The organism is Nocardiopsis potens DSM 45234 (assembly GCF_000341105.1).
Classification (GTDB): domain Bacteria; phylum Actinomycetota; class Actinomycetes; order Streptosporangiales; family Streptosporangiaceae; genus Nocardiopsis_A; species Nocardiopsis_A potens.
On sequence record NZ_ANBB01000022.1, the window covers coordinates 1 to 23,077 of the forward strand.

Annotated in this window: 15 protein-coding genes; 6 read left to right on the forward strand and 9 right to left on the reverse strand. The window is 74.7% G+C overall.

Annotated elements, in window-relative coordinates:
- Nucleotides 1–330: 330 nt before the first annotated feature.
- From D459_RS0108225 to dxr, 4 genes are all read right to left on the reverse strand, one after another.
- Complete coding sequence (locus tag D459_RS0108225) at nt 331–1,815, reverse strand: amino acid permease (protein ID WP_017592518.1); 1,485 nt, start codon at nt 1,813–1,815, stop codon at nt 331–333.
- A 427-nt stretch (nt 1,816–2,242) separates the two neighbouring features.
- A complete protein-coding gene (gene ispG / locus D459_RS0108230) occupies nt 2,243–3,400 on the reverse strand; it encodes a flavodoxin-dependent (E)-4-hydroxy-3-methylbut-2-enyl-diphosphate synthase (RefSeq protein ID WP_026120183.1) in 1,158 nt (385 codons plus the stop codon).
- 287 nt (nt 3,401–3,687) lie between these two features.
- Nucleotides 3,688–5,040: a M50 family metallopeptidase gene (locus D459_RS0108235; protein ID WP_017592520.1), complete on the reverse strand. Its 1,353-nt coding sequence runs from the start codon at nt 5,038–5,040 to the stop codon at nt 3,688–3,690.
- A gap of 19 nt (nt 5,041–5,059) precedes the next feature.
- Nucleotides 5,060–6,259 (reverse strand): 1-deoxy-D-xylulose-5-phosphate reductoisomerase, encoded by a 1,200-nt coding sequence (gene dxr, locus D459_RS0108240; protein ID WP_026120184.1) that lies wholly within the window; start codon nt 6,257–6,259, stop codon nt 5,060–5,062.
- Between the two features lie 363 nt (nt 6,260–6,622).
- Between dxr and D459_RS0108245 the strand changes: the two genes are divergently transcribed.
- Both D459_RS0108245 and D459_RS0108250 read left to right on the forward strand, forming a co-directional pair.
- On the forward strand, nt 6,623–8,245 hold the full coding sequence (locus D459_RS0108245; RefSeq protein WP_017592522.1) for a CocE/NonD family hydrolase: 1,623 nt from the start codon (nt 6,623–6,625) through the stop codon (nt 8,243–8,245).
- A 182-nt stretch (nt 8,246–8,427) separates the two neighbouring features.
- Entirely contained in the window at nt 8,428–9,417 is a 990-nt protein-coding gene (locus tag D459_RS0108250) for a trypsin-like serine peptidase (RefSeq protein WP_026120185.1), read from the forward strand.
- A gap of 110 nt (nt 9,418–9,527) precedes the next feature.
- Here the strand turns inward: D459_RS0108250 and D459_RS0108255 are convergent, their stop codons facing one another.
- From D459_RS0108255 to D459_RS0108265, 3 genes are all read right to left on the reverse strand, one after another.
- A complete protein-coding gene (locus D459_RS0108255; protein WP_017592524.1) occupies nt 9,528–11,033 on the reverse strand; it encodes a sodium/glutamate symporter in 1,506 nt (501 codons plus the stop codon).
- Between the two features lie 380 nt (nt 11,034–11,413).
- Nucleotides 11,414–12,838 (reverse strand): aldehyde dehydrogenase family protein, encoded by a 1,425-nt coding sequence (locus D459_RS0108260; protein WP_026120186.1) that lies wholly within the window; start codon nt 12,836–12,838, stop codon nt 11,414–11,416.
- A 121-nt stretch (nt 12,839–12,959) separates the two neighbouring features.
- Nucleotides 12,960–14,363, reverse strand: coding sequence for a cytochrome P450 family protein (locus D459_RS0108265; RefSeq protein WP_017592526.1), 1,404 nt, complete (start codon nt 14,361–14,363; stop codon nt 12,960–12,962).
- 230 nt (nt 14,364–14,593) lie between these two features.
- Here D459_RS0108265 and dacB point away from each other — a divergent pair, with 230 nt between their 5' ends.
- The 3 genes from dacB (at nt 14,594) to D459_RS31085 (ending at nt 19,555) form a co-directional block, all read left to right on the forward strand.
- Entirely contained in the window at nt 14,594–16,231 is a 1,638-nt protein-coding gene (gene dacB / locus D459_RS0108270; protein ID WP_017592527.1) for a D-alanyl-D-alanine carboxypeptidase/D-alanyl-D-alanine endopeptidase, read from the forward strand.
- Between the two features lie 522 nt (nt 16,232–16,753).
- Nucleotides 16,754–18,535 (forward strand): hypothetical protein, encoded by a 1,782-nt coding sequence (locus D459_RS0108275; protein ID WP_017592528.1) that lies wholly within the window; start codon nt 16,754–16,756, stop codon nt 18,533–18,535.
- A 51-nt stretch (nt 18,536–18,586) separates the two neighbouring features.
- On the forward strand, nt 18,587–19,555 hold the full coding sequence (locus D459_RS31085) for a hypothetical protein (RefSeq protein WP_051065359.1): 969 nt from the start codon (nt 18,587–18,589) through the stop codon (nt 19,553–19,555).
- Nucleotides 19,556–19,728: 173 nt separating this feature from the next.
- Here D459_RS31085 and D459_RS0108285 read toward each other — a convergent pair whose 3' ends face one another.
- Together D459_RS0108285 and D459_RS0108290 are read right to left on the reverse strand one after the other, a co-directional pair.
- Nucleotides 19,729–20,403 carry a response regulator transcription factor gene (locus D459_RS0108285; RefSeq protein ID WP_017592530.1) on the reverse strand — a complete coding sequence of 225 codons (675 nt, stop codon included), beginning with the start codon at nt 20,401–20,403 and terminating at the stop codon, nt 19,729–19,731.
- Complete coding sequence (locus D459_RS0108290) at nt 20,400–21,677, reverse strand: sensor histidine kinase (protein ID WP_017592531.1); 1,278 nt, start codon at nt 21,675–21,677, stop codon at nt 20,400–20,402. Before D459_RS0108290 ends, D459_RS0108285 begins: the two co-directional genes overlap by 4 nt.
- Before the next feature lie 162 nt (nt 21,678–21,839).
- Here D459_RS0108290 and D459_RS0108295 point away from each other — a divergent pair, with 162 nt between their 5' ends.
- Complete coding sequence (locus D459_RS0108295) at nt 21,840–23,009, forward strand: hypothetical protein (protein WP_017592532.1); 1,170 nt, start codon at nt 21,840–21,842, stop codon at nt 23,007–23,009.
- The last annotated feature ends 68 nt before the right edge of the window (nt 23,010–23,077 follow it).

The following is a 23,077-nucleotide window of genomic DNA, read 5'->3' on the forward strand; positions in this document are numbered from 1 at the left end:
CCCGGGGCGGTGCGCCGGAGCCGCTCCAGCGCGGCGGGGACGTCCCCGCTGGGCCCGGTGCCCTGGTCCACAGCGATGCGCAGCGCTCCGGCCGACTCCATGCGCCCCCCATGACTCCGCGAGTGTGATGTTCGCGGACCCACTCTAGACGCAGGGATCGACCGATTCATTGCGTTCCACCCGGGGGTTCGTTGCGCATTCTTGGCAGTCCAGCGCGATTCATTGCGCCTCGGCGTCATGCTTCCACGGGGCCGCGGACGCGCCGCGGGGCGCCGGTCACCGACCGGCGCCCCGCGGCGGGCGGCCCGCCGTCCCTCCGGGCCGGCGGCCTCAGCCGGCCGCCTGCTCCTGCTCGGTCTCCCGGTGCAGCACCGAGCGCTTCATCGAGTAGCCGAAGTAGACGGCGAAGCCGACGGCCATCCAGACCGCGAAGGTGATCCAGGTGGCGACGCCCATGCTGAGCATCAGGTAGGCGCAGGAGGCGACGCCGAGGATCGGGGTGAGCGGGGCGAGCGGCATGCGGAACCGGCGCTCGATGTCCGGGCGGCTCCGGCGCAGCACCAGCACGGCCACGTTGACCAGCCCGAAGGCGAACAGGGTGCCGATGGAGGTGGCGTCGGCGAGGTGGCCGAGCGGGACCACCGCGGCCAGCACCGCGATCGCGACCGCGAGGATGACCGTGTTGGCCGAGGGGTTGCCGCGCCGGTCCAGCTTGGAGAAGACCTTGGGGATCAGGCCGTCCCTGGACATCGCGAACAGGATCCGGGTCTGGCCGTACAGCACGACCAGGACGACGCTGGCGATGGCGATGACCGCGCCGACCGCGAACACCACCGACCAGATCGGGGTGCCGGTCACCACGGTGAGGATGTGCGCGAGGCTGGCCTCGGTGTCGGCGAAGTCGGTCCACGGCATGGCGCCGACCGCGACGAAGGCCACCAGGCAGTAGATGGCGGTGACGATGATCAGCGAGAGCATGATCGCGCGGGGGAGGTCGCGCTGCGGGTTCTTGGCCTCCTCGCCGGCGGTGGAGGCGGCGTCGAAGCCGATGTAGGAGAAGAACAGGGTGGCACCGGCCGCGCTCACCCCCGCCATGCCCAGCGGCATGAACGGGGCGAAGTTGCCGTCCTGGATCGCGGTGAAGGCGATGGCCACGAACATGACCATCACGGCGACCTTGATCGCGACCATCACGCCGTTCAGCGCGGCGCTCTCCCGGACCCCGCCGAGCAGCGCGACCATGGCGAGCAGCACCACCACCGCGGCGGGGATGTTGACGATCCCGCCGTCGGCGCCGGGCGGCTGGGTCAGCGCGGCGGGCAGAGTGGCCCCGGTGAGCAGGCGGAGCAGCTCGTTGATGTACTCGCCCCAGCCGACCGCCACCGCGGCCACCGAGACGCCGTAGGTGAGCATCAGGCACCAGCCGCACACCCAGGCGACCAGCTCGCCCATGGTGGCGTAGGCGTAGGAGTAGGCCGACCCCGACGCCGGGATCATGCCCGCGAGCTCGGCGTAGGCCAGCGCGGAGAAGAGCGCGGTGACCCCGGCGATCACGAAGGAGAGGACCACCGCCGGGCCGGCGATCGGGACCGCCTCGCCCAGCACCACGAAGATGCCGGTGCCCAGGGTGGCGCCGATGCTGATCATGGTCAGCTGCGCGAGCCCCATGGAGCGCCGCAGGCTTCCCCCTTCGCCCTGTCCGGCCTCGGAGGCGAGGCGCTCGACCGGCTTGCGGCGCAGGATGCGCTCAGCGAGCGCGCCCCGCCGGGGGCCGGCCGCCGCCTGCGGCGCACCGGCCGTCTTCTGCTCAACCAACTGCGGACTCCTAGGGGGATTTCGGACATCGTGGCCGGACACGCACATAGGGAACCCTCCCCAGGAGAGTTCGCACTCGGCCCATGGCAGAACAAAGCGCGCCTCGGAAACAGTAGCGATGTTACCTGGATGACAGAACCACTGTTCATTGCCCATTAACCCGAGAAGCCCGCCGTTCGTTGCCATGTCATGCAATGATCCCGCGTTGAATGTGCAGGATGTCACACATGTTCGACACATGGCGTCCGTCACGCCACACTCGGTCGCGAGTGTCCGGTTATGCGCAACCACCCCCGCGAACATGCATCGGGAACGCCCGAAAACCCCGTCCGCGCCGGGTCCGCGGGCACCGAAAAGCCGAGGGGCGGGACGCGTCCGCGTCCCGCCCCTCGGCCGGTTCTCGGTTCCCCTCAGGGGCCCTTCCGGGTCAGCCCGCCACGGAGACGGTGGGCTCGCCGGAGTCGGCGCCGCCGTCCTTCATCTCCTCGGCGATCCGCATGGCCTCCTCGATCAGGGTCTCCACGATCTTGGACTCCGGCACGGTCTTGATGACCTCGCCCTTGACGAAGATCTGGCCCTTGCCGTTGCCCGAGGCCACGCCCAGGTCGGCCTCGCGCGCCTCGCCCGGACCGTTGACCACGCAGCCCATGACGGCCACCCGCAGCGGCACGTCCAGGCCGTCCAGCCCGGCGGTCACCTCGTCGGCCAGGGTGTAGACGTCCACCTGGGCCCGGCCGCAGCTGGGGCAGGAGACGATCTCCAGGCCGCGCTCGCGCAGGCCCAGCGACTCCAGGATCTGGGTGCCGACCTTGACCTCCTCGGCCGGCGGCGCGGACAGCGACACCCGGATGGTGTCGCCGATGCCCTCGGCCAGCAGCGCGCCGAAGGCCACCGCGGACTTGACGGTGCCCTGGAAGGCCGGGCCGGCCTCGGTGACGCCCAGGTGCAGCGGGTAGTCGCACTGCTCGGCGAGCTGCCGGTAGGCGTTGATCATCACGACCGGGTCGTTGTGCTTGACCGAGATCTTGATGTCGCGGAAGCCGTGCTCCTCGAAGAGCGAGCACTCCCACAGCGCCGACTCCACCAGCGCCTCGGGGGTGGCCTTGCCGTACTTGGCCAGCAGCCGCTTGTCCAGCGAGCCGGCGTTGACGCCGATCCGGATCGGGGTGCCTGCCTCGCTCGCGGCCTTGGCGATCTCGCCGACCTTGTCGTCGAACTTCTTGATGTTGCCCGGGTTGACCCGCACCGCCGCGCACCCCGCGTCGATGGCGGCGAAGACGTACTTGGGCTGGAAGTGGATGTCGGCGATGACCGGGATCTGCGACTTCTTCGCGATGATCGGCAGCGCCTCGGCGTCGTCGGCGCTGGGCACCGCCACGCGGACGATCTGGCAGCCGCTGGCGGTCAGCTCCGCGATCTGCTGGAGCGTGGCGTTGATGTCGGAGGTGACGGTGGTCGTCATCGACTGCACCGACACCGGGGCGTCCCCGCCGACGGGAACGTTGCCGACCATGATCTGCCGGGACTTGCGCCGCTGCGCCAGCGGGCGCGGACGGGCCACAGGGATGCCAAGATCGACGGTCACGCGGTCTCACCTCATGGGCCGCCGGGCCGATCCGGCGGCTTCGGTTGAAGTCGAAGGTACGGGGGCGCGTCCGGGCGCCCGCGGCGGAGCGGCACGGGAAGGGGCCGAGCGGCCGAGGGAACCTCGCCGTCCGCGCGCGCTGCCCAGGTTACCCGCCGCCCGCGCCGGGGTGTGCCAATCCGCGAAGGGCCCCGGAACGGCACCGCCCGGGGCGCCGAGGGTTCACCTCCGCGCCCCGGGCGGTGCCCGCGCCGTTCACCGCGGCGGGCCGCTCCGCGGTCCGGGCGTCACTGCATGATCCGGACCGGGTTGACCACGTCGGCGATGAGCAGCATGGCGCTGAACACCAGGAAGCAGGCGACCACCACGTAGGCGACCGGCATCAGCTTGGCCACGTCGAACGGGCCGGGGTCGGGGCGCTTGAAGACCTTGGCCAGGCCGCGGCGGACCCACTCCCACAGCGCGCCGAGCATGTGCCCGCCGTCCAGCGGCAGGATCGGCAGCATGTTGAAGGCGAACAGGAAGAGGTTGACCCCGGCCAGCATGTTCAGCATGAAGGCGGCGCGGTCCAGCAGCGGGATGGGCTGGGCCAGCACCTCGCCGCCGATCCGGGAGGCGCCCACGATGCCCACCGGGGAGTCCACGCCGCGCTCCTCGCCGAGGAAGGCTGCCCGGAACACGTCGTCCACCTTGCTCGGCAGCGAGACGATGGCCTGGCCCACGCCGACGATGGTGTCGCCCATGTAGGCGGCGGTCTCGCCGGCGGTGAGCGGGGCCCGCTCGTTCTGGAAGGTGATGCCGAGGAAGCCGGCCTTCTCCGTCTCCGGGATCTGGTAGCCCTGCTCGTCGGTGAGCGGCTCGCCGTCCGGGCCGGTCTTGACGATGACCTCGCCGTCGGCGTCCCGGGCGACGACGTCGTTCTCGATCAGGTCGGCGGTGAGCTCGACCCGCTCGCCGCCGCGCTCCACGGTGAACTCGGTCGGGCCGATCGAGGCGCGGATCAGCTCGTTGGCGGCGGCCCAGTCCGGGGCCGGCTCGCCGCCGACCTCGACGATCCGGTCGCCCGGCTTGAACCCGGCGTCGGCGGCGGGCGTGGGCGGGGCGTCCTCCGGGCAGGTCGGATCCGCCGCGTCCGCGGCCACCACGCACTCGGCGACCGACTCGACCGCGGTGCCCGGCTGCTGGACGCCGATGCCCATCAGGACCACGGTGAACAGCACCACGGCCAGGATGAGGTTCATGCCCGGTCCGGCGAACATGACGATCAGCCGCTTCCACGGGGCGCGCTGGTAGAACTGGCGCTCCTCGTCGCCCTCCTCCAGCTCGACGAAGCTGGCCTCCCGGGCGTCCTCGATCATCCGCCGCCAGCGGCCCATCGGCTTGCCCTCGTCCCGCTCCGAGGCGGGCGGGATCATCCCGACCATGCGCACGTAGCCGCCGAGCGGGACCGCCTTGACGCCGTACTCGGTGTCGCCCTTGGTCCGCGACCACAGGGTGGGGCCGAAGCCCACCATGTACTGGGTGCAGCGGATGCCGAACATCTTCGCCGTGGACAGGTGGCCGAGCTCGTGCCAGGCGATGGAGAAGAGCAGGCCCAGGAAGAACAGGACGATCCCGGCGACGGTCAGCACTGTGGCCATGTAGCTCGTTACCCCTCCATCAGGCGGCCCCGGAGATCAGCTCCCTGGCCCGGGCGCGGGCCCAGGCGTCGGCGGCCCGGACGTCCTCCGGCGTCAGCGCGGACGTTTCGTCGGCCCGCTGTCGTTCTGAGACTACCCGTGCCACCGTGTCCACGATCGCGGGAAATGCCAGGCGTCCGCCGAGGAAGGCGTCGACCGCCTCCTCGTTGGCCGCGTTGTAGACGGCGGGGGCGGTGCCGCCCGCCTCGCCCACCTCGCAGGCCAGCCGGACGGCGGGGAACGCCTCGTGGTCCAGGGGCTCGAAGGTCCAGTTCTGCGCGCGGGTCCAGTCGACGCCGGGCGCCGCCCCGCCGACCCGGTGCGGCCAGGACATGCCGTAGGCGATGGGGATGAGCATGCTGGGCGGGCTGGCCTGGGCGAGGGTGGAGCCGTCGGTGTACTCCACCATGGAGTGGATCACCGACTGCGGGTGCACCACGACCTCGATCCGCTCCAGCGGGACGTCGAAGAGCAGGTGCGCCTCGATCACCTCCAGGCCCTTGTTGACCAGGGTCGCGGAGTTGACCGTGATCACCGGCCCCATGCTCCAGGTGGGGTGGCGCAGCGCGTCCTCGGGGCCGACGCCGGCCAGGTCGGCCCGGCTCCGGCCGCGGAACGGGCCGCCGCTGGCGGTGATGACCAGCCGGCGCACGTCCTCCGGCCGGGCGTCGACCTGGCCCTGGGCCAGGCTGGTGAGCTCGGCGGCGGGCACCCGGGGGTAGCACTGGGCGAGCGCGAAGTGCTCGGAGTCGACCGGGACGATCTGCCCGGGCTGGGCCGCCTCCCGGACCAGCGGGCCGCCGATGATCAGCGACTCCTTGTTGGCCAGTGCGAGGAGCCGCCCTGCGCGCAGCGCGGCCAGGGTGGACTCCAGGCCCAGCGCCCCGGTGATGCCGTTCAGCACCACGTCGCACTGCCAGGCGGCGAGCTCGGCGACCCCCTCGGCGCCGGCCAGCACCTTCGCGTGGCAGCCGCGCTCCCGCAGCAGCCGCTCCACCTGCGCGGCCGCGCCGGCGTCGGCGACGGCCACCGCCTCGGCCCGCACCTCGGCGGCCTGGTCGGCGAGGAGGTCCGGGCGGCCGCCGCCGGCGGCCAGGCCGACGACCCGGAACCGGCCCGGGGCGCCCCGGACGACGTCCAGCGCCTGGGTGCCGATGGATCCGGTGGAGCCGAGGATCACCACCTCGCGCGGTTCGGACGGGGCGGGGTTCTGGAGGAGCTGTTCGGCGATTCGCACCCCGCCATTGTCCCGCACCGGGCGGTGCGCCGCCGCGCCCTGCGGGGACGTCCCGGTTTCGGGCCCTTTACAAGCCGGTGCGCCCCGCTTTACGTTACCGGCGTGTAAGTTACCTCACAGTAAAAAGCCGCGCGGTCCGCGGCACCCCGCGGGCCGCACCCCCCGGAGGACGCCGGCGGCGCCCCTCCCATCCGAGGCGCCCGCCGGCGCCGGCGCGACCCCGGGGCCACGGGGCGGTCCCCCGCACCGCCCTTCCCCCGTCATCCCCTGTTCCGGCCCGCCCCGCCGGGCCGGAGTGAGGAAGCCATGCGCACACTCAGAGCGGCCTGCGCCGCCGCACTCTCGACCCTGCTCGCCGTCGCGCTGACCGCGCCGCCCGCGCACGCCGGCACCGGTACCGACGTCGAGTACCAGACCATCACCGGCCACGGCGGGATCGACATCCCCGCCCTGGTCATCACCCCCACCGGCCACGAGGGGCCGCGCCCGCTGCTGGTGATGCCCTCCGCGTGGGCCACCAACAAGCTGCTCTACGTCGGCGCCGCGAAGAAGCTCGCCTACGAGTCCGGCTACCAGGTCGTCTCCTACACCTCCCGGGGGTTCTGGAACTCCGGCGGCCGGATCGAGGTCGCCGGCCCGGAGGACGTCGCCGACGCCCGCGCGGTCATCGACTGGGCGCTGGAGAACACCGACGCCGACCCGGACCGCGTCGGCATGGCCGGGATCTCCTACGGGGCCGGCATCAGCCTGCTCACCGCGGCCGCCGACGACCGGGTCAAGGCGGTGGGCGCGCTCAGCGGCTGGGCCGACCTGGCCGAGTCCATCTACGGCAACGAGACCATCGGCTACCAGGCGGTGGAGATGCTCATCGCGGCCGGCCACCTCACCGGCGACCCCGGGGAGAAGCTGCTGGAGATGGAGCGGGAGTACCGCAAGGGCAACGTCCAGCCCGCCCTCGACCTGGCGCCGGAGCGGTCGGTGTCCACCAAGGTCGACGCGCTCAACGCGAACGGGACCGCGGTGATGATCGGGCACGCCTGGAACGACGGGATCTTCCCGCCCGGCCAGATGACCGACTTCTACCGGGAGCTGGAGGGCCCCAAGCGGCTCATGCTCTCGGCCGGCGACCACGCCACCCCGGAGGCGTTCGGCGCGGTCGGCCTGCCCAACGAGACCTGGGCGGAGCTGAACCGCTGGTTCGACCACCACCTCAAGGGCGCGGACAACGGGGTGGACGCAGAGGACCCGGTGCGGGTCAAGCCGAACAACGGGCGCGGCGGGTGGGCCTCCTACCCCGACTGGGACGCGGTCTCGGAGGGCGAGCTCTCCTACGGGCTGGGCGAGCCGCGCCGCTCCTGGACGAACTGGCAGTCCACCGGCGCCCTGGAGGAAGGGGCCCAGACCGGCTGGGACTACCGGGTCGGCGCCGGCCGCGGCACCACCGCCGAGAGCGGGACGCTGCTGCTCAGCGGGGCCCTCCAGCAATTCGCCGACATCCCCACCGGGGTGTCGCTGCCGCTGGTGAACCGCTCGTACGCGGGCGTGTGGACCGGCCCGGAGCTGCCCGGCGGCACCCGGGTCAGCGGCTCCCCGGAGGCCACGGTGACGGTCACCCCGTCCGCCTCCGACCAGTCGCTCTACTTCTACCTGTACGCCGTGGACCGGCACGGCACCGGGGCGCTGGTCACGCACGAGCCCTACACGCTGCGCGGCGTCGAGCCGGGCGCCCCGGCCACGATCGGCGTCGAGTTCGAACCGGTGGTCTGGGACGTGCCCGCCGGCCACCGACTGGCGCTGGTCGTCGACACCGAGGACGCCCGCTACACCGACTCCGGTGCGCGCGGCGAGACGGTGGAGTTCTCCTCGCCCGAGGACGCCCCGTCCGGGCTGACCGTCCCCACCGCGGCGCCTCCGTCCGGCGCCGCCTGACCGAGCGCACCCGGTTCCGGTCACCGCCGTGCCCGTAGGGCACACGGCCGGAACCGGGGCCCGGTCGCGGGCGGCCCCGCCCCGGCAGGGCCGCCCGCCGCTCCGCGCCGCGCCGCCCGCCCTACCGACACCGAACCCAAAGTAGGGGCAAGATAACTCTCCGTGTGGCATGATCCCGTTCCATGACACCGTCCCTAGCCCGCATCCTGCTCGCGCCGGTGGCCGCCGCCGTCCTCGCGGCGACCGCGACCGGCGCCGCCTCCGCCGTCCCCGGCCCCCGCGCCGACCCCTCCGCCGAGGTCGCCCGGTACTCGGCCGCCGAGTCCCCGGCGGAGTCCCTCGCCTACTGGACCGAGGAGCGGATGGCCGCCGCCCGCCCGATCGCCCGGATCCTGGAGGGCACCGTCGGCGGCCTGCTCCCGCGGCCCCCCGCGGACGCCCCTGCGGAGCCGGGCGCCCGGCCGGACGGGGAGACCCGGCCGCAGAGCGCCGGGGCCACCGGGAAGCGCTGGACCGGCGGCGGGAAGGTCGCCCGGACCACCGGCCGGGTCTTCCTGACCATGGGCGGCCGCGACTTCACCTGCACCGCCTCGGTGGTGCCCTCGGACAACGGCGACACCGTCGTCACCGCCGGCCACTGCCTCAAGGACGGCACCGGCGACTGGGCCTCCAAGTGGGTCTTCGTGCCCGGCTACGACGACGGCAAGGCCCCCTACGGCCGGTTCGCCGCCCGGGAGCTGCTGGTGACCTCGCAGTGGTCCAGCCGCGCCGATGACAGCCACGACTTCGGCGCCGCCGTGCTGGAGACCCGGGAGGGCCGGCACGTCCGCCAGGCCGCCGGGGCGCAGCGGATCGCCTTCACCGGCGAGGGCGCCGGTACGGTGCACGCCTTCGGCTACCCGTCCCGCTCGCCCTACGACGGGCGGCACCTGCACTACTGCTCCGGCTCCACCCGGCCGGACGACGGCGGCACCACCGCCTACGGCATGTCCTGCGGCATGACCGAGGGGTCCAGCGGCGGCCCGTGGCTGTCCGGGTTCGACCCCTCCACCGGAGCCGGCACCGTGGTCTCGGTGGTCAGCTTCAAGTACGCCGGCCGGGACGGCATGCAGTACGGCCCGGTGCTCGGCTCCTCCGAGCGGGCCGTCTACGACCGGGCCCGGGCGCTCTAGCCCGGCCCCGGGGAAGGACCGGGGGCGCGGACGAGGAAGGGGGAGGGGCGTACGCCCCTCCCCCTCAGCGTGTCCGGCTCACTCCGTCCGGTTCACCGCGCCCGGCCGCGTCAGGACGCCCCGGTGCCGGCCGCCTCGCGCTGCGCGCCGCCGCCGGCGGCGGCCATGGCCTTGCGCCGCCCCATCAGGCCGATGAAGAGCGCGACCGCCATGGTCGCGGCCATCATGCCGAGGAAGCCCCACGGGCCGATCTGCGGGCTGGCGATCAGCGGGATCGCCGCGGCGGTGATCAGGCCGCCGCCGAAGAACGGCTCGAAGATCAGCTGCTTGTAGCCGAACGCCGAGTAGGCGGGGGTCTTCATCTCCGGGTCGACGACCCGCAGCAGCACCATGCCGGTCGCGGTGACGCCGAGGGACTGGCCGAACTCGGCGATCGCCCGCTCGAACCAGTGGCTGGGCATGATCCGCGGCGCCAGCACCAGGAAGGCGAACAGGCACCAGGCGATGCCGCTCAGGGCGAGCAGCAGGAACGGGACGAGGTTCTCCGCGATGGCCTGCAGCGAGAGGGTGGCCATGGCGGAGATGATCAGCAGGTCCAGGGAGAGGCCCTGGATCCGCTCGACCGTCCGCTCGTCCACGACGTGGTTCTTGTCGAACCGGTCGATGACCATCTGCAGCAGGATGCCGCCGATCATCGCCAGCGGGAAGAGCGGCACGAAGGCCATGATCTCGATGGTGTCGGCCCACAGCGCCTGCTCCAGGGCCTGCAGCCCCATCAGGATGACCTGGCCGATGAGGACCGCGACGGCGATCAGGCCGAAGTGCAGGGTGAGCGGGTCCATCGACGAGGGGTGGACGGTCATGACCGCGCCGGCGGAGCGGTTCTCCTTCTCGATCAGCCCGGCCTGCTCGCGCGCGGTCCCCCGCGCGTCGGCGCTGATCGCGCTGGTCTTCTTGCGGCGCGCACCCCAGTTGATCAGGATGATGCCCACGATGATCCCGCTGAGCAGGCCGACGGTGGCCATGCCGACCGACAGGTCCTTGCCCTCGGCCCAGCCGACCTGGTCGAACGTGGGGCCGAGCCCGGCCGCGGTGCCGTGCCCGCCGAGGAAGCCGATCTCGATCAGCGCGCCGGACATCGCCGGGATGTTGAACAGCGGCACCAGCACGAGCAGGGCCAGCAGCAGGCCGACCACGTACTGGCCGCTGGCCACCGTGATGCCGAAGGCCAGGTTGGGGCCGGCCAGGGAGACCGCCTGGCGGAACCGCGGCAGCGGCTTTCCCAGGAACAGGCCGGCGAAGACGACCGAGATGAGCAGCCCGGGCATGGCCGACCAGACCTGCATCACCCCGTCGCCGAACAGGCCGCCCTCGGCGAACCGGTCGGTGCCGATCGCTTGCAGCACCGGTCCGAGGAAGCCGCCCTCGGCATTCTCCATCGCGGCCATCGCCCGCCCGAACAGGTCGGGGCCGAAGAGCAGCGCGATGGCTCCCCCGATGATCGAACCGGGCAGGTAGAGCTTCTGCATCAGCTTCCACTTGACCCGGACCAGCTTAGAGACCAGCAGCAACACCCCCAGAAGGAGGAGTGCGAGGCCGACAATGTCGGGGGACATCTATACCTCTCCGTTGAAGTACGCCTACGCTCGGCGAGCAGCACGGAGCGGCGGTACGGGACCGCTGGACACCCGGCTCTCGGCCGAAGATGGGGGGATGCGCGGTGGCCGCGCCGGGCCACCCTAACGGCACTGTGACCCCGGGAACACCCAGGGGGTGTTCACCCCCGCGTCCACCGGGACGAACGCGCCCGTCACCGGAGAGTCTGCCACCCGACGCTTACCAATGGGTAACCCCTGGTTCCCGTGCGGGGCGACACACGGGGACCAGGGGTTTCTCACCGGACCGCCGGGGAGGCCCGATCCTCCGGCGGCCCAGGGCTCCGGGGCGGCGCGGCCCCCCGGACGGTGGTACTGCTCACACCTGCGCGTTCACCGCGTCACAGCTGGACGCCGGTGAGCACCAGGACGCGCTCGTAGGTGAGGTCGTCCATCGCGGCGCGGACGCCCTCCTTGCCCACGCCGGACTTCTTCACCCCGCCGTAGGGCATCTGGTCGGCGCGGAAGGTCGGGACGTCGCCGATCACCACGCCGCCCACCTCCAGCTCCCGGTGGGCCCGGAACGCGGTCTGCAGGTCGGAGGTGAACACCCCGGCCTGGAGCCCGTAGTCACCGGCGTTGACCTCGGCGAACGCCTCGTCGGCGCCGTCCACCCGCTGCACGGTGAGGACCGGCCCGAAGACCTCCTCGCGGACCACCTTGGCGTCGGCGGGCACCTCGGCCAGCACCGTCGGGGCGACGGTCACGCCGTCCCGGCCGCCGCCGGTGAGCGCCTTGGCGCCGGCCGCGACCGCCTCGTCGATCCAGTCCGCCACCCGCTCGGCGGCGGCCTCGTCGATCATCGGTCCGACGTGGGTGGCCGGGTCGGCCGGGTCGCCGGTGCCCAGCGCCTCGACCTCGCGCACCAGCTCGGGCAGGAACGACTCGTAGACCGCGGAGTCCACCAGCACCCGCTGCACCCCGATGCAGACCTGCCCGGCCTGGTTGTTGCCGAACAGCGCGATCCGCTTGGCCGCCCAGGCCAGGTCGGCGTCGGCGAGCACCACCGCGGCGGCGTTGCCGCCCAGCTCCAGGGTGACGTGCTTGTGCGGGGCCATCCGCTGCAGCTCCCAGCCGAACTGGCCGCCGGTGAACGAGATCACCGGCAGCCGCTCGTCGGTGATCAGCGAGGACGCGCGCTCGTTGGGCATCGGCAGCACGGAGAACGCGCCGCGCGGCAGGTCCGTCTCGGCGAGGATCTCGCCGAGCAGCAGCGCGGTCATCGGCGTGCCCGGGGCCGGCTTGAGGATGATCGGCGCGCCCACCGCCAGCGCGGGGGCGATCTTGTGCGCGACCAGGTTGAGCGGGAAGTTGAACGGGGAGATGCCCAGCACCGGGCCCTTGGGGACGCGGCGCACCATGGCGATGCGGCCGGTGCCGCCCGGGTCGGTGTCCAGCCGCTGCAGCTCGCCGCTGTCCCGCCGGGCCTCCTCCGAGGCCAGCCGGAACACCGAGGCGGCGCGGCCGGCCTCGCCGCGGGAGAGCGTGATCGGCTTGCCGCTCTCCGCGGTGATCAGCCGGGCGAACTCCTCGGTCCGCTCGGTGATCCGGCGGGCGACGTGCGCCAGCGCCTCGGCGCGGACGTAGGCGGGCAGCGCCGCGAAGGACGCGGCCACCGAGTCGGCCGCCGCGACGGCCTCCTCGATCTGCTCGGGGGAGGGCACCGCGACGGTCCCCGCGAGCTCCCCGGTGTAGGGGTTGGTCACCTGGATCTCGCTGTCACCGGTCATCGCCGCACCGGCCAGCCAAAACGGACGCGTAGACATGCCAGTGACGCTAACGCCCGCGGCCGCCCCGCCTCTTGTCCGATTTGGCCAATCCGCTGCCCGCGTTCATCGGTTTCGGCCTAGAGGCCCCGGCCTCGGCGCCGTCGCGGGGAGGGGCCGGTCAGTCTCCGGCGGAGCGGCGGGACCGGCCGCTCCCCTGCCACCAGCGGAGCAGCCGGGTGAGCAGGTCGTCGGGGCGCTCCTCGGCGGCGGGGGCGGCCGGGGCCGGCGGCGGCGCGGGGGCCTCCCGCTGCGGCGCCTCGACCGGGTCGAACAGCACCGGCAGCTCCACCAGGCCGCGGCTGAACAGGGCCGGCGCCCAGGCCAGCTCGTCCGCGGGGACCGCCGCGCGGAGCCGGGGCAGCCGGTCGAGCAGGCGCCGCACGCCGATGCCGACCACCCGCTCGGCGAGCGAGCGGGCCGGGCAGCGGTGCTCCCCCGCCCCCCACATCAGGTGGGCGCTGTTGCCCCCGGAGTCCAGCGCGGACCCGCCGGCGCCGCCCGGGCGCCCCAGCTTCGGGTCGGCGTGCGCGGGCGCGAACCCGATGATCAGCGGCTCGCCCTCGGCGACCGGGGTGCCGCCGACGACCACATCCCGGGTGGGGAACCGGGCGGCCAGCATCGGCAGCGGCGGCTCGGTCCAGATGACGTGGTTGACCAGGTCGTTCAGGGGCAGCGCCCCGGAGGCGAACTCGCGGGCGGTGGCCGGCTCGGCCAGCAGCGCGCGCAGCACGTTGCCGATCAGGTTGGAGGTGGGCAGGTGCGCCGCGCCGACCAGGAGCACCAGCTGGTCGGCCATCTCCTCGTCCGTCATGCCGAACTCCGGCGCCATCATCCAGCTGGTGACGTCCTCGCCGGGGGCGCTCCGCTTCCGCTGCACCAGGCCGCCGAAGTAGTTCCGCATCTGGGCGACGGACTCCGCCGCCCGGGCCCCGTCGTCCAGCCAGAGGCCGGCGCTGAGCTCGCCGAGCACGTAGCCGTAGGCGTCCTCCAGGCCGAAGAACCGGTTCATCAGCATGGCGGGCAGCATCATCGCGTAGTCGCCGATCAGGTCGGCCCTGCCGTGCTCGCAGAAGTCGTCGATCAGCCGGTCGGCGACGTCGGTGGCCTCGGCCCGGATCCGGGCGTCGGAGAGCCGGGAGAGCGCGTCGTCGATCGGCGCGATCAGCCGGGCGTGCTCGGCGCCGTCGGCGTAGAGCGCGCTGGACCGGTAGGACATGGTGGGGCGCAGTTCGGCGCCGAGCACCCGGCGGCCGTCGCGGATCTCGTTCCACCGGCGGGTGTCCCGGGAGTAGGTGGACCGGTCCCGGAGCACGTGCAGGTTCTCCTCGTAGCCGAGGAGCAGCCAGGCGCGCAGGTCGGGTTCGAGCAGCACCGGGGCGATCCGGCCGAACCGGGAGCGCAGCTCCTCCCAGAGCGGGCCGTCCAGCGATCCCGCCTGCTCGTAGAGCGGGACGGCGCCGTCGCGCAGGGGGCAGCGCGGGGCGCCGCCGTTCCGGGGGTCCGCGTTCAAGGACTCGGTCACGTTCTCACTCGCAGCCTGCTCAGCGACATGGGGGACGGCGCGCCCGGAGGCCCGGGCGCGCAGGGCTCATGAGAGTAGCCGCAGGTGCACCGGGGGTGCCAGCCCCGTTTTCCGGCCATGTCACTCGATTCCGGGACGGTCCCGCGCTATCGTGCTCACACACCGTGAAGCGGCCGCCACGCTCTCCAGCCGCCTCTGCCCGAGCCCGCCGACTGGAAAGGGACCGACCGATGGCGACCCCCCGCCTCCTTCCGGCGCCCCCGTCCCATCCGCACCGACCGCGCGGCACCGTCCGGCGTCCGGCCGTCCTCGCCGCCGCGCCGCTGGCCGCCGCCGCGCTCGTCCTGGGCGCGGCCGCACCGGCCGCGGCCGACGCCCCGTCCGGTGTCGCCGACCTCCGCCGCGACCTCGACGCCCTGCTGGCCGACCCCTCCCTGGAGGGCGCCTCCTCCGGCGTGGTGGTGCGCAGCCTGGACAACGGCGACGAGCTGTACAGCAGCGGCGCCGGCCGGAAGCTCACCCCCGCCTCCAACGCCAAGCTGCTGACCTCGGCCGCCGCCCTGGAGGTGCTCGGCCCGGACCACCGGTTCGGCACCGAGGTCAGCGCCGACTCCGCGCCCTCGGGCGGCAGGGTCGAGGGCGACCTGTACATCACCGGCGGCGGCGACCCCACGCTCACCGCCGAGGCCTTCGACGAGCTGGCCGCGGACGTCGCCGCGGCCGGGGTGCGCAGCGTCGGCGGCGACCTGGTCGCCGACGCCACGCTCTTCGACGACGAGCGGTACCACCCCGACTGGGACCCCGAGGACGCCCCCTACTACTACGCGGCGGAGATCTCCGCGCTGACCGCCGCGTCCAACGACGACTACGACACCGGCACCGTCACGGTGCGGGCCGAGCCCGGCGCCGCCCAGGGCGACGGCGTCGAGGTCGCCCTGGAGCCGATGGGCGCCAACCTGGAGGTGGTCAACGAGGCCGGCACCGGGCCGGCCGGCGGCACGCCGGACCTGAGCGTGACCCGCGCCCCGGGCACCAACGAGTTCACCGTCCGGGGCACCCTGCCGGCCGGCGGCGGGGCCGTCGAGGAGCTGCGCACCGTGCACGACCCGGCCGCGCACGCCGCGCACGTGTTCGCGGCCGCGCTGGAGGAGCAGGGGGTGCGGGTCGAGGGCGCCGTCGAGTCCGGCGAGACCCCGGACGGCACCGCCGAGCTGGCCCGGCGCGACTCCGCCCCGCTCGCCGACCTGCTGGTGCCGTTCATGAAGCTCTCCAACAACGGCCACGCCGAGATGCTGGTCAAGGCGATGGGCGCGGAGGAGGCCGGCTCGGGCACCTGGAAGGCGGGGCTGGCCGAGGTGGACGCCGCGGTGGAGCGGATCGGCGTGAACACCTCCCGGGTGGTGCAGACCGACGGCTCCGGGCTGGCGCACAGCAACAAGCTGCCCGCCGGCACCATCGCCGACCTGCTGCAGGCCGTGCAGGACGAGCCGTGGGCCGCGGTGTGGACGGCGTCGCTGCCGGTCGCCGGGGACCCGGACCGCATGGTCGGCGGCACCCTGTCCAACCGGATGCGCGACACCCCGGCGGCCGGGAACGTGCAGGCCAAGACCGGGACGCTGACCGGCGCCAGCTCCCTGTCCGGCTACGTCACCGGCGCCGACGGCGAGCGGCTCGTCTTCGCCGTGGTCAACAACGACTACCCGGGCGGCGCACCGCGCGGCGTGCAGGACCGGATCGCGATCCGGCTGGCCGAGTTCTCCCGCCACGCGGTGGTCGGCACCGGCCGCGCCACCCACTCGCCCCGGCCGAGCGAGGCACCGGGCGCCACCGGCACCGGCCTCGAATGCAGCTGGGCGGGCACCTGCTGACCGCAGCGGCCGCGGACGCCGGCCACGGCCCTCCGTGACCCGCGCAGAAGGCCTCCGCGCGACGGCCCCCTCGGGGACCCCGCCGCACGGAGGCCTTCGCGCTCCCCCGCGGCCCGCCCCGACGGCGGCTCGACCGCCGGCGCGGGCCGCACCTCCTCCGCCGGCGCCCCGTCTCCTGAGCCGCCGGTCCGATGGGGACCAGGGCGCGCCCGTTCCGCGAGGACGCCCGGAGGGGCGCCCTGCCGGGAAGGGCCCGGTCGGCGCGGGTCCCCGGCGCTGGGAGGCGGCCCGGCCGGGCGCCCCTGGGCCGTCCGCGCCGCCGTTCTCCCCTCCCCGGTGGCGCCTTTCCGTGTTCCATCCGGGTCCCTCCCCGATCGCGCGGCTTTCCACCGATCCCGTATCGGCGCTGGTGCCCGGGGTCGGCTTGGGCCAAAGTGGGAGAGGAGGCCCGGTGGACCGGCGCTTCGCAGGCCACAGCCGCGCGGCCCGCCGGGGCCGGAACCGACCGGGAGAGAACCACGGGTGTCGCTCGTCTACCGCAGCATCACGACCACGGCCCTCGACCGCGATCTGCCCGAGCAGGCCGCCTCCGCGCTGTCGGAGTGGCTGACCAGGCGCGGCGGCGCCGGGGCCCGGGTGGATTTCGCCCGGTCCGGCTCCTATGAGCTGAGCAAGCGCTCCAGAGCCATGGTGGTGCGCCACGACGACCCGGCGGAGCGCATCGCCCTCCTGCGGCTCACCACCGAATCCGACAAGCCCGACGGCAGGTGGCGCACGACCGTCACCGTCGTCTCCGCCCCCCGCCGCCTCCCGCACGGCTACCTGTGGACCGACATGACGGCGCACCCGCGCAACGGCGCCGGGAGCGCGGACCGGCTCGACATCGCCCCGCCCGACGCGGTCCGGCTCCTCCTGGAGCGCCTGCCCTGCCTCGACGGCGGGCACCCCGTCTCCGCCGAGCCGCAGATCGTCCGCGGCCGCGACGCGCACGCCGTCCCCGCCCTGCTGGACGCCATCGGCGACCCCGGCCGCCGGCTCGCCCTGGTGGTGTCCGGTCCGCCGCTGCGGACGACCGTCGCGGCCTGGCGCACCGCGATGACCGCGGCGCTCTCCCGCACCATCGGCATGTGCACCGTCCACGTGCTCGACGGCGCCGCCCACGAGCAGCTCTCCGGGAAGCTGCCCAAGGGGCTCGACGTGCCGGCCGGCGGCGTGCGCACCTTCCTCCCGGACGCCGTCCCCGGCTCCCCCGCCGACCCGCGGCGCCACCCGCTGATGAGCCCGCGCACCCTGGAGGGCGCCTGGGAGGGCGGCCGGATCCGCGCCTGGGTGGGCCGGGCCCTGGCCCGCTCGGTCCGGGACAACGCGGTGGACTCGCCGCTGCCGCCGGAGCTGCGCGACATCGACTCGCTGCTCAATGAGGAGGAGCTGGACGCCTTCCTCGGCACCGCGGAGGGACGCCACGGCTCCTCCGCCGCCCCCGCCGCGCCGGCCGCCTCGGACTCCCAGGCGGCCGTCCACATTTCACTGCTCAAATCGCGGCTGGCCGAGGCCGCCCGGGACAACGACCGGCTGCGCGCCGAGACCAAGCGGCTGAGCACCCGGGTCGGCGAGCACACCAAGGAGCGCGAGCGGCTCGCCGGCGAGCTGGCCGAGGCCACCGAGGAGCTGGAGTCCTCCCGCGCCGAGCTGCACGCCGCCCGGAGCGAGCTGGCCTGGCTCCGCCGCCGGCTGCGGGAGGAGGGCCGGTTCCGGCTGGCCGCGGAGCGCCCCCCGGCCGACCCCCGGCAGGCCCCTCCGCAGCGGGTCGAGGAGCTCCTGGACCGGATCACCGACGAGCAGGCCCTGCCCCACCTGTTCTTCACCATCGAGGACCGGGACACCGTCCGCGAGCTCACTGGGAGCCGCAAGGAGAGCCTGTGGGTCACCCGCGCCTGGGAGGCGCTGCTGGCGCTCGACGACTACGCCCGCTACCAGCTGGAGAACCCCTCCTCCGGGCTGGGCTTCCACGACTACCTGCGGGAGCCGCCGGACGGCTACACCGCGATCCCGGTCCGCCGGCTGGCCTCCCGGGAGAGCGACACCGTGCGCAACCGCGACAAGTTCAGCGAGAAGCGGGTGTTCCGGGTGCCCGAGGAGGTCAGCCCGGGCGGCGAGGTGCCGATGTTCGCGCACATCAAGCTGGACAGCGAGTACGGCATCTGCCCGCGGCTGTACTTCTACCCCGACCTCGGGCCGGGCACCACCAACCGCATCTACATCGGCTACCTCGGCCGGCACCTGCCGGTGCAGGGCACCAACTGAGCCGGGGCCGCCCGGGCCGGTGCGCCCCCGGGCCCGGATAGCCTCGAAAGGGTGGACACCAGGACCGAAACGCCGCCCGCGGGGCCGGCCGCGCCGGAGGCGCCCCGCGTGCTCCCCGAGGCCCGGTGGCGCGCCGCAGAGGAGCGGCACCGGGCGCGGGTCGACGCCCTCACCGCCGGCCATCTGGCCCGCCGGGAGCGGGGCGAGAAGCACCCCGTCGAGGACTTCCTGTTCACCTACTACAGCCACAAGCCGGCCCAGCTCCGGCGCTGGCACCCGGGGGCCGGAGCGGTGCTGGCCGGGTGCTCCGCCGACGGGCTGCGCTGGTACCGGCCGGCGACCGAGCGGCGGGACGGCGCCGACGGCGCGGTGCTCGACACCGGGGCGTTCCTGGCGAAGAAGGCGTCCACGGTCGGCTTCGTGCTGGGGCTGCTCCGCTCGGTGCAGGGCCGCCCCGCGCACCTGGGCTGCTTCGGCCTGCACGAGTGGGCCATGGCCTACCGGGCCGGCCAGGGCGGGGTGCGGCACTCCGCGGTCCCGCTGCGGCTGGGCCCGGAGGGCACCGACGCGGTCGTCGAGTCGCACCGCATCAGCTGCTCGCACTACGACGCGTTCCGCTTCTTCACCCCCGAGGCGCGGCCGCTCAACCGGCTCGCCCCCACCCGGGAGAGCCAGGCCGAACTCGACCAGCCCGGCTGCCTGCACGCCAACATGGACCTGTACAAGTGGGCCTACAAGCTCACCCCGCTGGCCCCGGCCGAGCTGGTCGCCGACTGCTTCGAGCTGGCCCGCGACATCCGCGAGCTGGACATGCGGGCCTCCCCCTACGACCTGTCCGGGCACGGGTACGAGCCGGTGCGGATCGAGACCGCGGAGGGCAAGGCCGCCTACATGGAGGCGCAGCGCGGCTTCGCCGACCGCGCCCGCGCGCTGCGCGGCCGGCTCATCGGGGTACTCGCCGCGGTCGAGCCGCTGCTCGACCGGGAGGCCGCCGCGCCCGGCACCGCCCGCGCGGAGTGACGGCGGCCCGGGGCGCCCGGCACCGCCGCCCCTCCCCGTGATCCGCCCGGCGGCGGAAGACGGCCCGCGCGGCCACGCGGCACAGAGCCGCCCCGCACCCCGGCGGGCCGCATGCGCGAGGCGGCGCGGCCGGAGCGAACACCGCGCGGTCCGCCCCGCGCGGGGCGCGCCGGTCAGCGGGGCGCGCCGTCCCGTCCGCCGGCGCCGGCCCGGACCAGGCCGGAGTCGTAGGCCGCGATGACCGCCTGGGTGCGGTCCCGGACGCCGAGCTTGGCCAGGATGTTGGAGACGTGCGTCTTCACGGTCTCCACGCCGACGAACGCCTCGGCCGCGATCTCGGCGTTGGACAGCCCGCGGGCCATCCGCATCAGCGTGTCGGCCTCCCGCTCGGTGAGCGAGGCGACCGCCCGGGCCGCCGGGCCCCCGCCGGCGGCGTGCGCGGCCGCCAGCGAGCGGATCGCGGCGGGGAAGAGCAGCGAGTCCCCGGAGTGCACCAGGCGGACCGCGGCCAGGATGTCCTCCGGGCGGCTCCGCTTGAGCAGGAAGCCCGAGGCCCCGGCGCGCAGCGCGCCGTAGACGTAGTCGTCGTTCTCGAAGGTGGTGACGACGATGACCTTGGGCGGGCGGTCCCGGCCGGAGGTGAGCGCCGCGGTGGCCTGGATGCCGTCCAGGCGGGGCATCCGGACGTCCATCAGCACCACGTCGGGGGCGGTGCGCCGGACCAGGTCGGCGACGGCCGCGCCGTCGTCGGCCTCCCCGGCGACCTCCATGTCCTCCTCGGCGCGGATCAGGGCCGCCAGCCCGGCGCGGATCAGCGCCTCGTCGTCCACCAGCGCCACCTTGATCATCGCTCTCCCTTCCCGGGGATCTCCGCTTCCAGCAGCCATGTTCCGCCGTCCGCGCCGTAGCGCAGCTCCCCGCCGAGGAGCCGGACCCGCTCCGCCATGCCGAGCAGGCCCCGGCCGCCGCGCCGCCGCGCCGGCCGCCGCCCCGGGGGCACCGGGTTGGCGACCGACACCCGCACCGAACCGCCGTCCGCCGACACCCGGACCCGCACCCCGCCGCCCCGGGCGCCGTGCCGCAGCGCGTTGGTCACGCCCTCCTGGCAGATCCGGTACAGCTCGCGGGAGATCACCGGCGGGACATCGCCGATCGGTCCCTCTGCGGCGCAGTCCAGGTCGGTCCCCGCCGCCCGGGCCGCCTCGGCCAGGTGCGGCAGGTCGGCCAGGGTGCGCCGCGGGGCCCGGTCGCGCTGCTCCTCGCGGAGCAGGCCCAGCACGTGGTCGAGTTCGGCGGTGGCGGTGCGGGCCTGCTCGGCGATGGCGTCCAGGGCGGTGCGGGCGAACTCCGGGTCCCGGTCCAGCACCCGCGCCGCCGCCCCCGCCTGCAGGGTGACCACCGACAGCGCATGGCCGATGGAGTCGTGCAGCTCGGCGGCGAGCCGGTTCCGCTCGGACAGGTCGTCGGCGCGGCTCTGCAGCGCCGCCAGCCGGTCGGCCGCCGAGGCGCCGAGGAACCGCGGCGCCGCCCGCGCGGCCGCCGCGCCGATCAGCGCGGCCCCGTAGATCAGCGCCAGCACCAGCGCGGCGCCCAGGAACGGGTCGGCCCAGCGGGTGCCGAGCAGCGAACCGGTGCCGTTCGGCAGCGCGACGAGCCGGCCGGCGGAGAGGCCGGGGTCGCGCACGATCGGGCTGAGCGCGAGCGAGGCGGCGTCGGTGAGCAGCACCATCGTGGCCAGCGCGGCCGCCATCCCGATCAGGAAGTGCAGGGCCAGCCAGCAGGCGGCGCGGACCCGGGCGGACCGGCCGGCCGACGGCGCCGGCGGCTCCTCGGCGAGCGGGCCGCCGACCAGGTGCCGGGTGAGCTGCACCTGCTGCCGGCGCACCCCGGGCAGCAGCCCGGTCGCCCCGCCGAGGACCGCGGCGATCACGCAGCCCAGCAGCAGCTGCCAGGTCGGCGGGCCCTGCCCCGGGGAGAGGTCCCACGGGGTGATCAGCGAGATCAGCACCAGCACCGCGATGAGGAACGGGGTGAACAGCACGCCGCCCAGGACGATGTAGACCCAGCGGGTGTAGGTCTCCGCGCTGATCAGCGGGGCGGCGGCGAACCGGAGGATCCTCACCCCTGGATCTTGGCACGCCCGCCCCGGCCCGCGCGTCCCTCCGGCGGGGGAGGAGGACCGCCCCTCGCCGGGGAGGAGGTTCACCTCGCGCCGGGAGGCGGCGCGACGCGCTGGAGGCGACCGTGGAGCCATCGGCAGACGGCACGGCGGCAGGAGGCCTCCATGAGTTCGCACACCACCGGTTCCGGGCGCGGCGGGCCCGCCCCCGCGGACCCCGCCCCGGAGCGCGCCCCCGCCGCCGGCGGGCACCGGCGGTACTGGGCCCCGCTCGCACTGGCCTGGTCGGCCGGGGCGGTGCTGCTCGCGCTGTGCTGGGCGGCGGGGCTGCTCCCGCACCCGTTCGGCGACCGGGGCGCGGTCGGCATCGGCGCGGTGCTGAACGCCTTCGACCCGCTGGTCGGAACGTCGTTCACGCTGGTCCTCGGGGCGATCGGGGTGGTCTTCGCGGCGGCGCTGGCGCGGTCCCGGAACCGGGCGGCGCTGCGCGCCGGGGCGGCGGTGGGGTGGCTGACCACCGGCGTGATCGTGCTGGTCCCGCTGCACGGGGCGCTGCTGACCCTGTTCGGCTACCTGCCGGTGGTGGTGTTCGCCGGCTGGACGCTGCCCGGGCTGCCGTCCCGGTACGTCGAGGTGGTCTCCGAGCCCGGCTCGCTGTTCCTGCTGTACTGCCTGGCCGGCGCGGTGCTGTGGGGGATGGCGGCGCAGACCGGCGCCCGCGCCCAGCGCGGCGCCTGCCCGCGGTGCGGCCGGCCGCACGGCTGGACCGGGGCGGACGAGCGGCGCTGCCGGACCGCGGCGCTGCGCACCGGGCGGATCGCGGTCGCGGCGGGCGTCGCCGCCGCACTGGCCTACCCGGCCATCCGGATCCCGTGGATCTTCGGCCACTACCCCGGGTTCTCCGCCGCGGAGGGCGCCGCGTTCCGGGAGAGCGGGATGGCGATCGTCGGCATCGGCCTCGGGCTGGCCGGGCTGGGCGGCGCGGTCCTCATGCTCGGCCTGGTGCAGCGCTGGGGCGTCCGGTTCCCGTTCTGGATGGCCGGCCTGGCCGGACGGCGGGTCCCGGTCCCGCTGGCGGTGGTGCCCGCGGGCATCGTCACCCTGGCGCTGCTCGCGATGGGCAAGGGAATCCTGGTGGGCTGGCTGGACGAGACCCTGGGCGGGGGCTCGGTGAGCCTGGCCTCCGCCCCGGGAGGGCACGGGCTGCTGTTCCTGGTGGCCTTCCCGGTCTGGGGCGTCGCGCTCGCGGTCGGCACCGCCGCCTACGCGCTGCGCCGCCGCGCCGAATGCGGCGCCTGCGGCCGCGGGCTGCCCGAGCCGGACGGGGTGCGCTGAGCACCCCGGCGGCGGGCCCGCACGGGCCCGCACGAGGGGGCCGCCTCCGCCGGGGCGGCCCCCTCCCC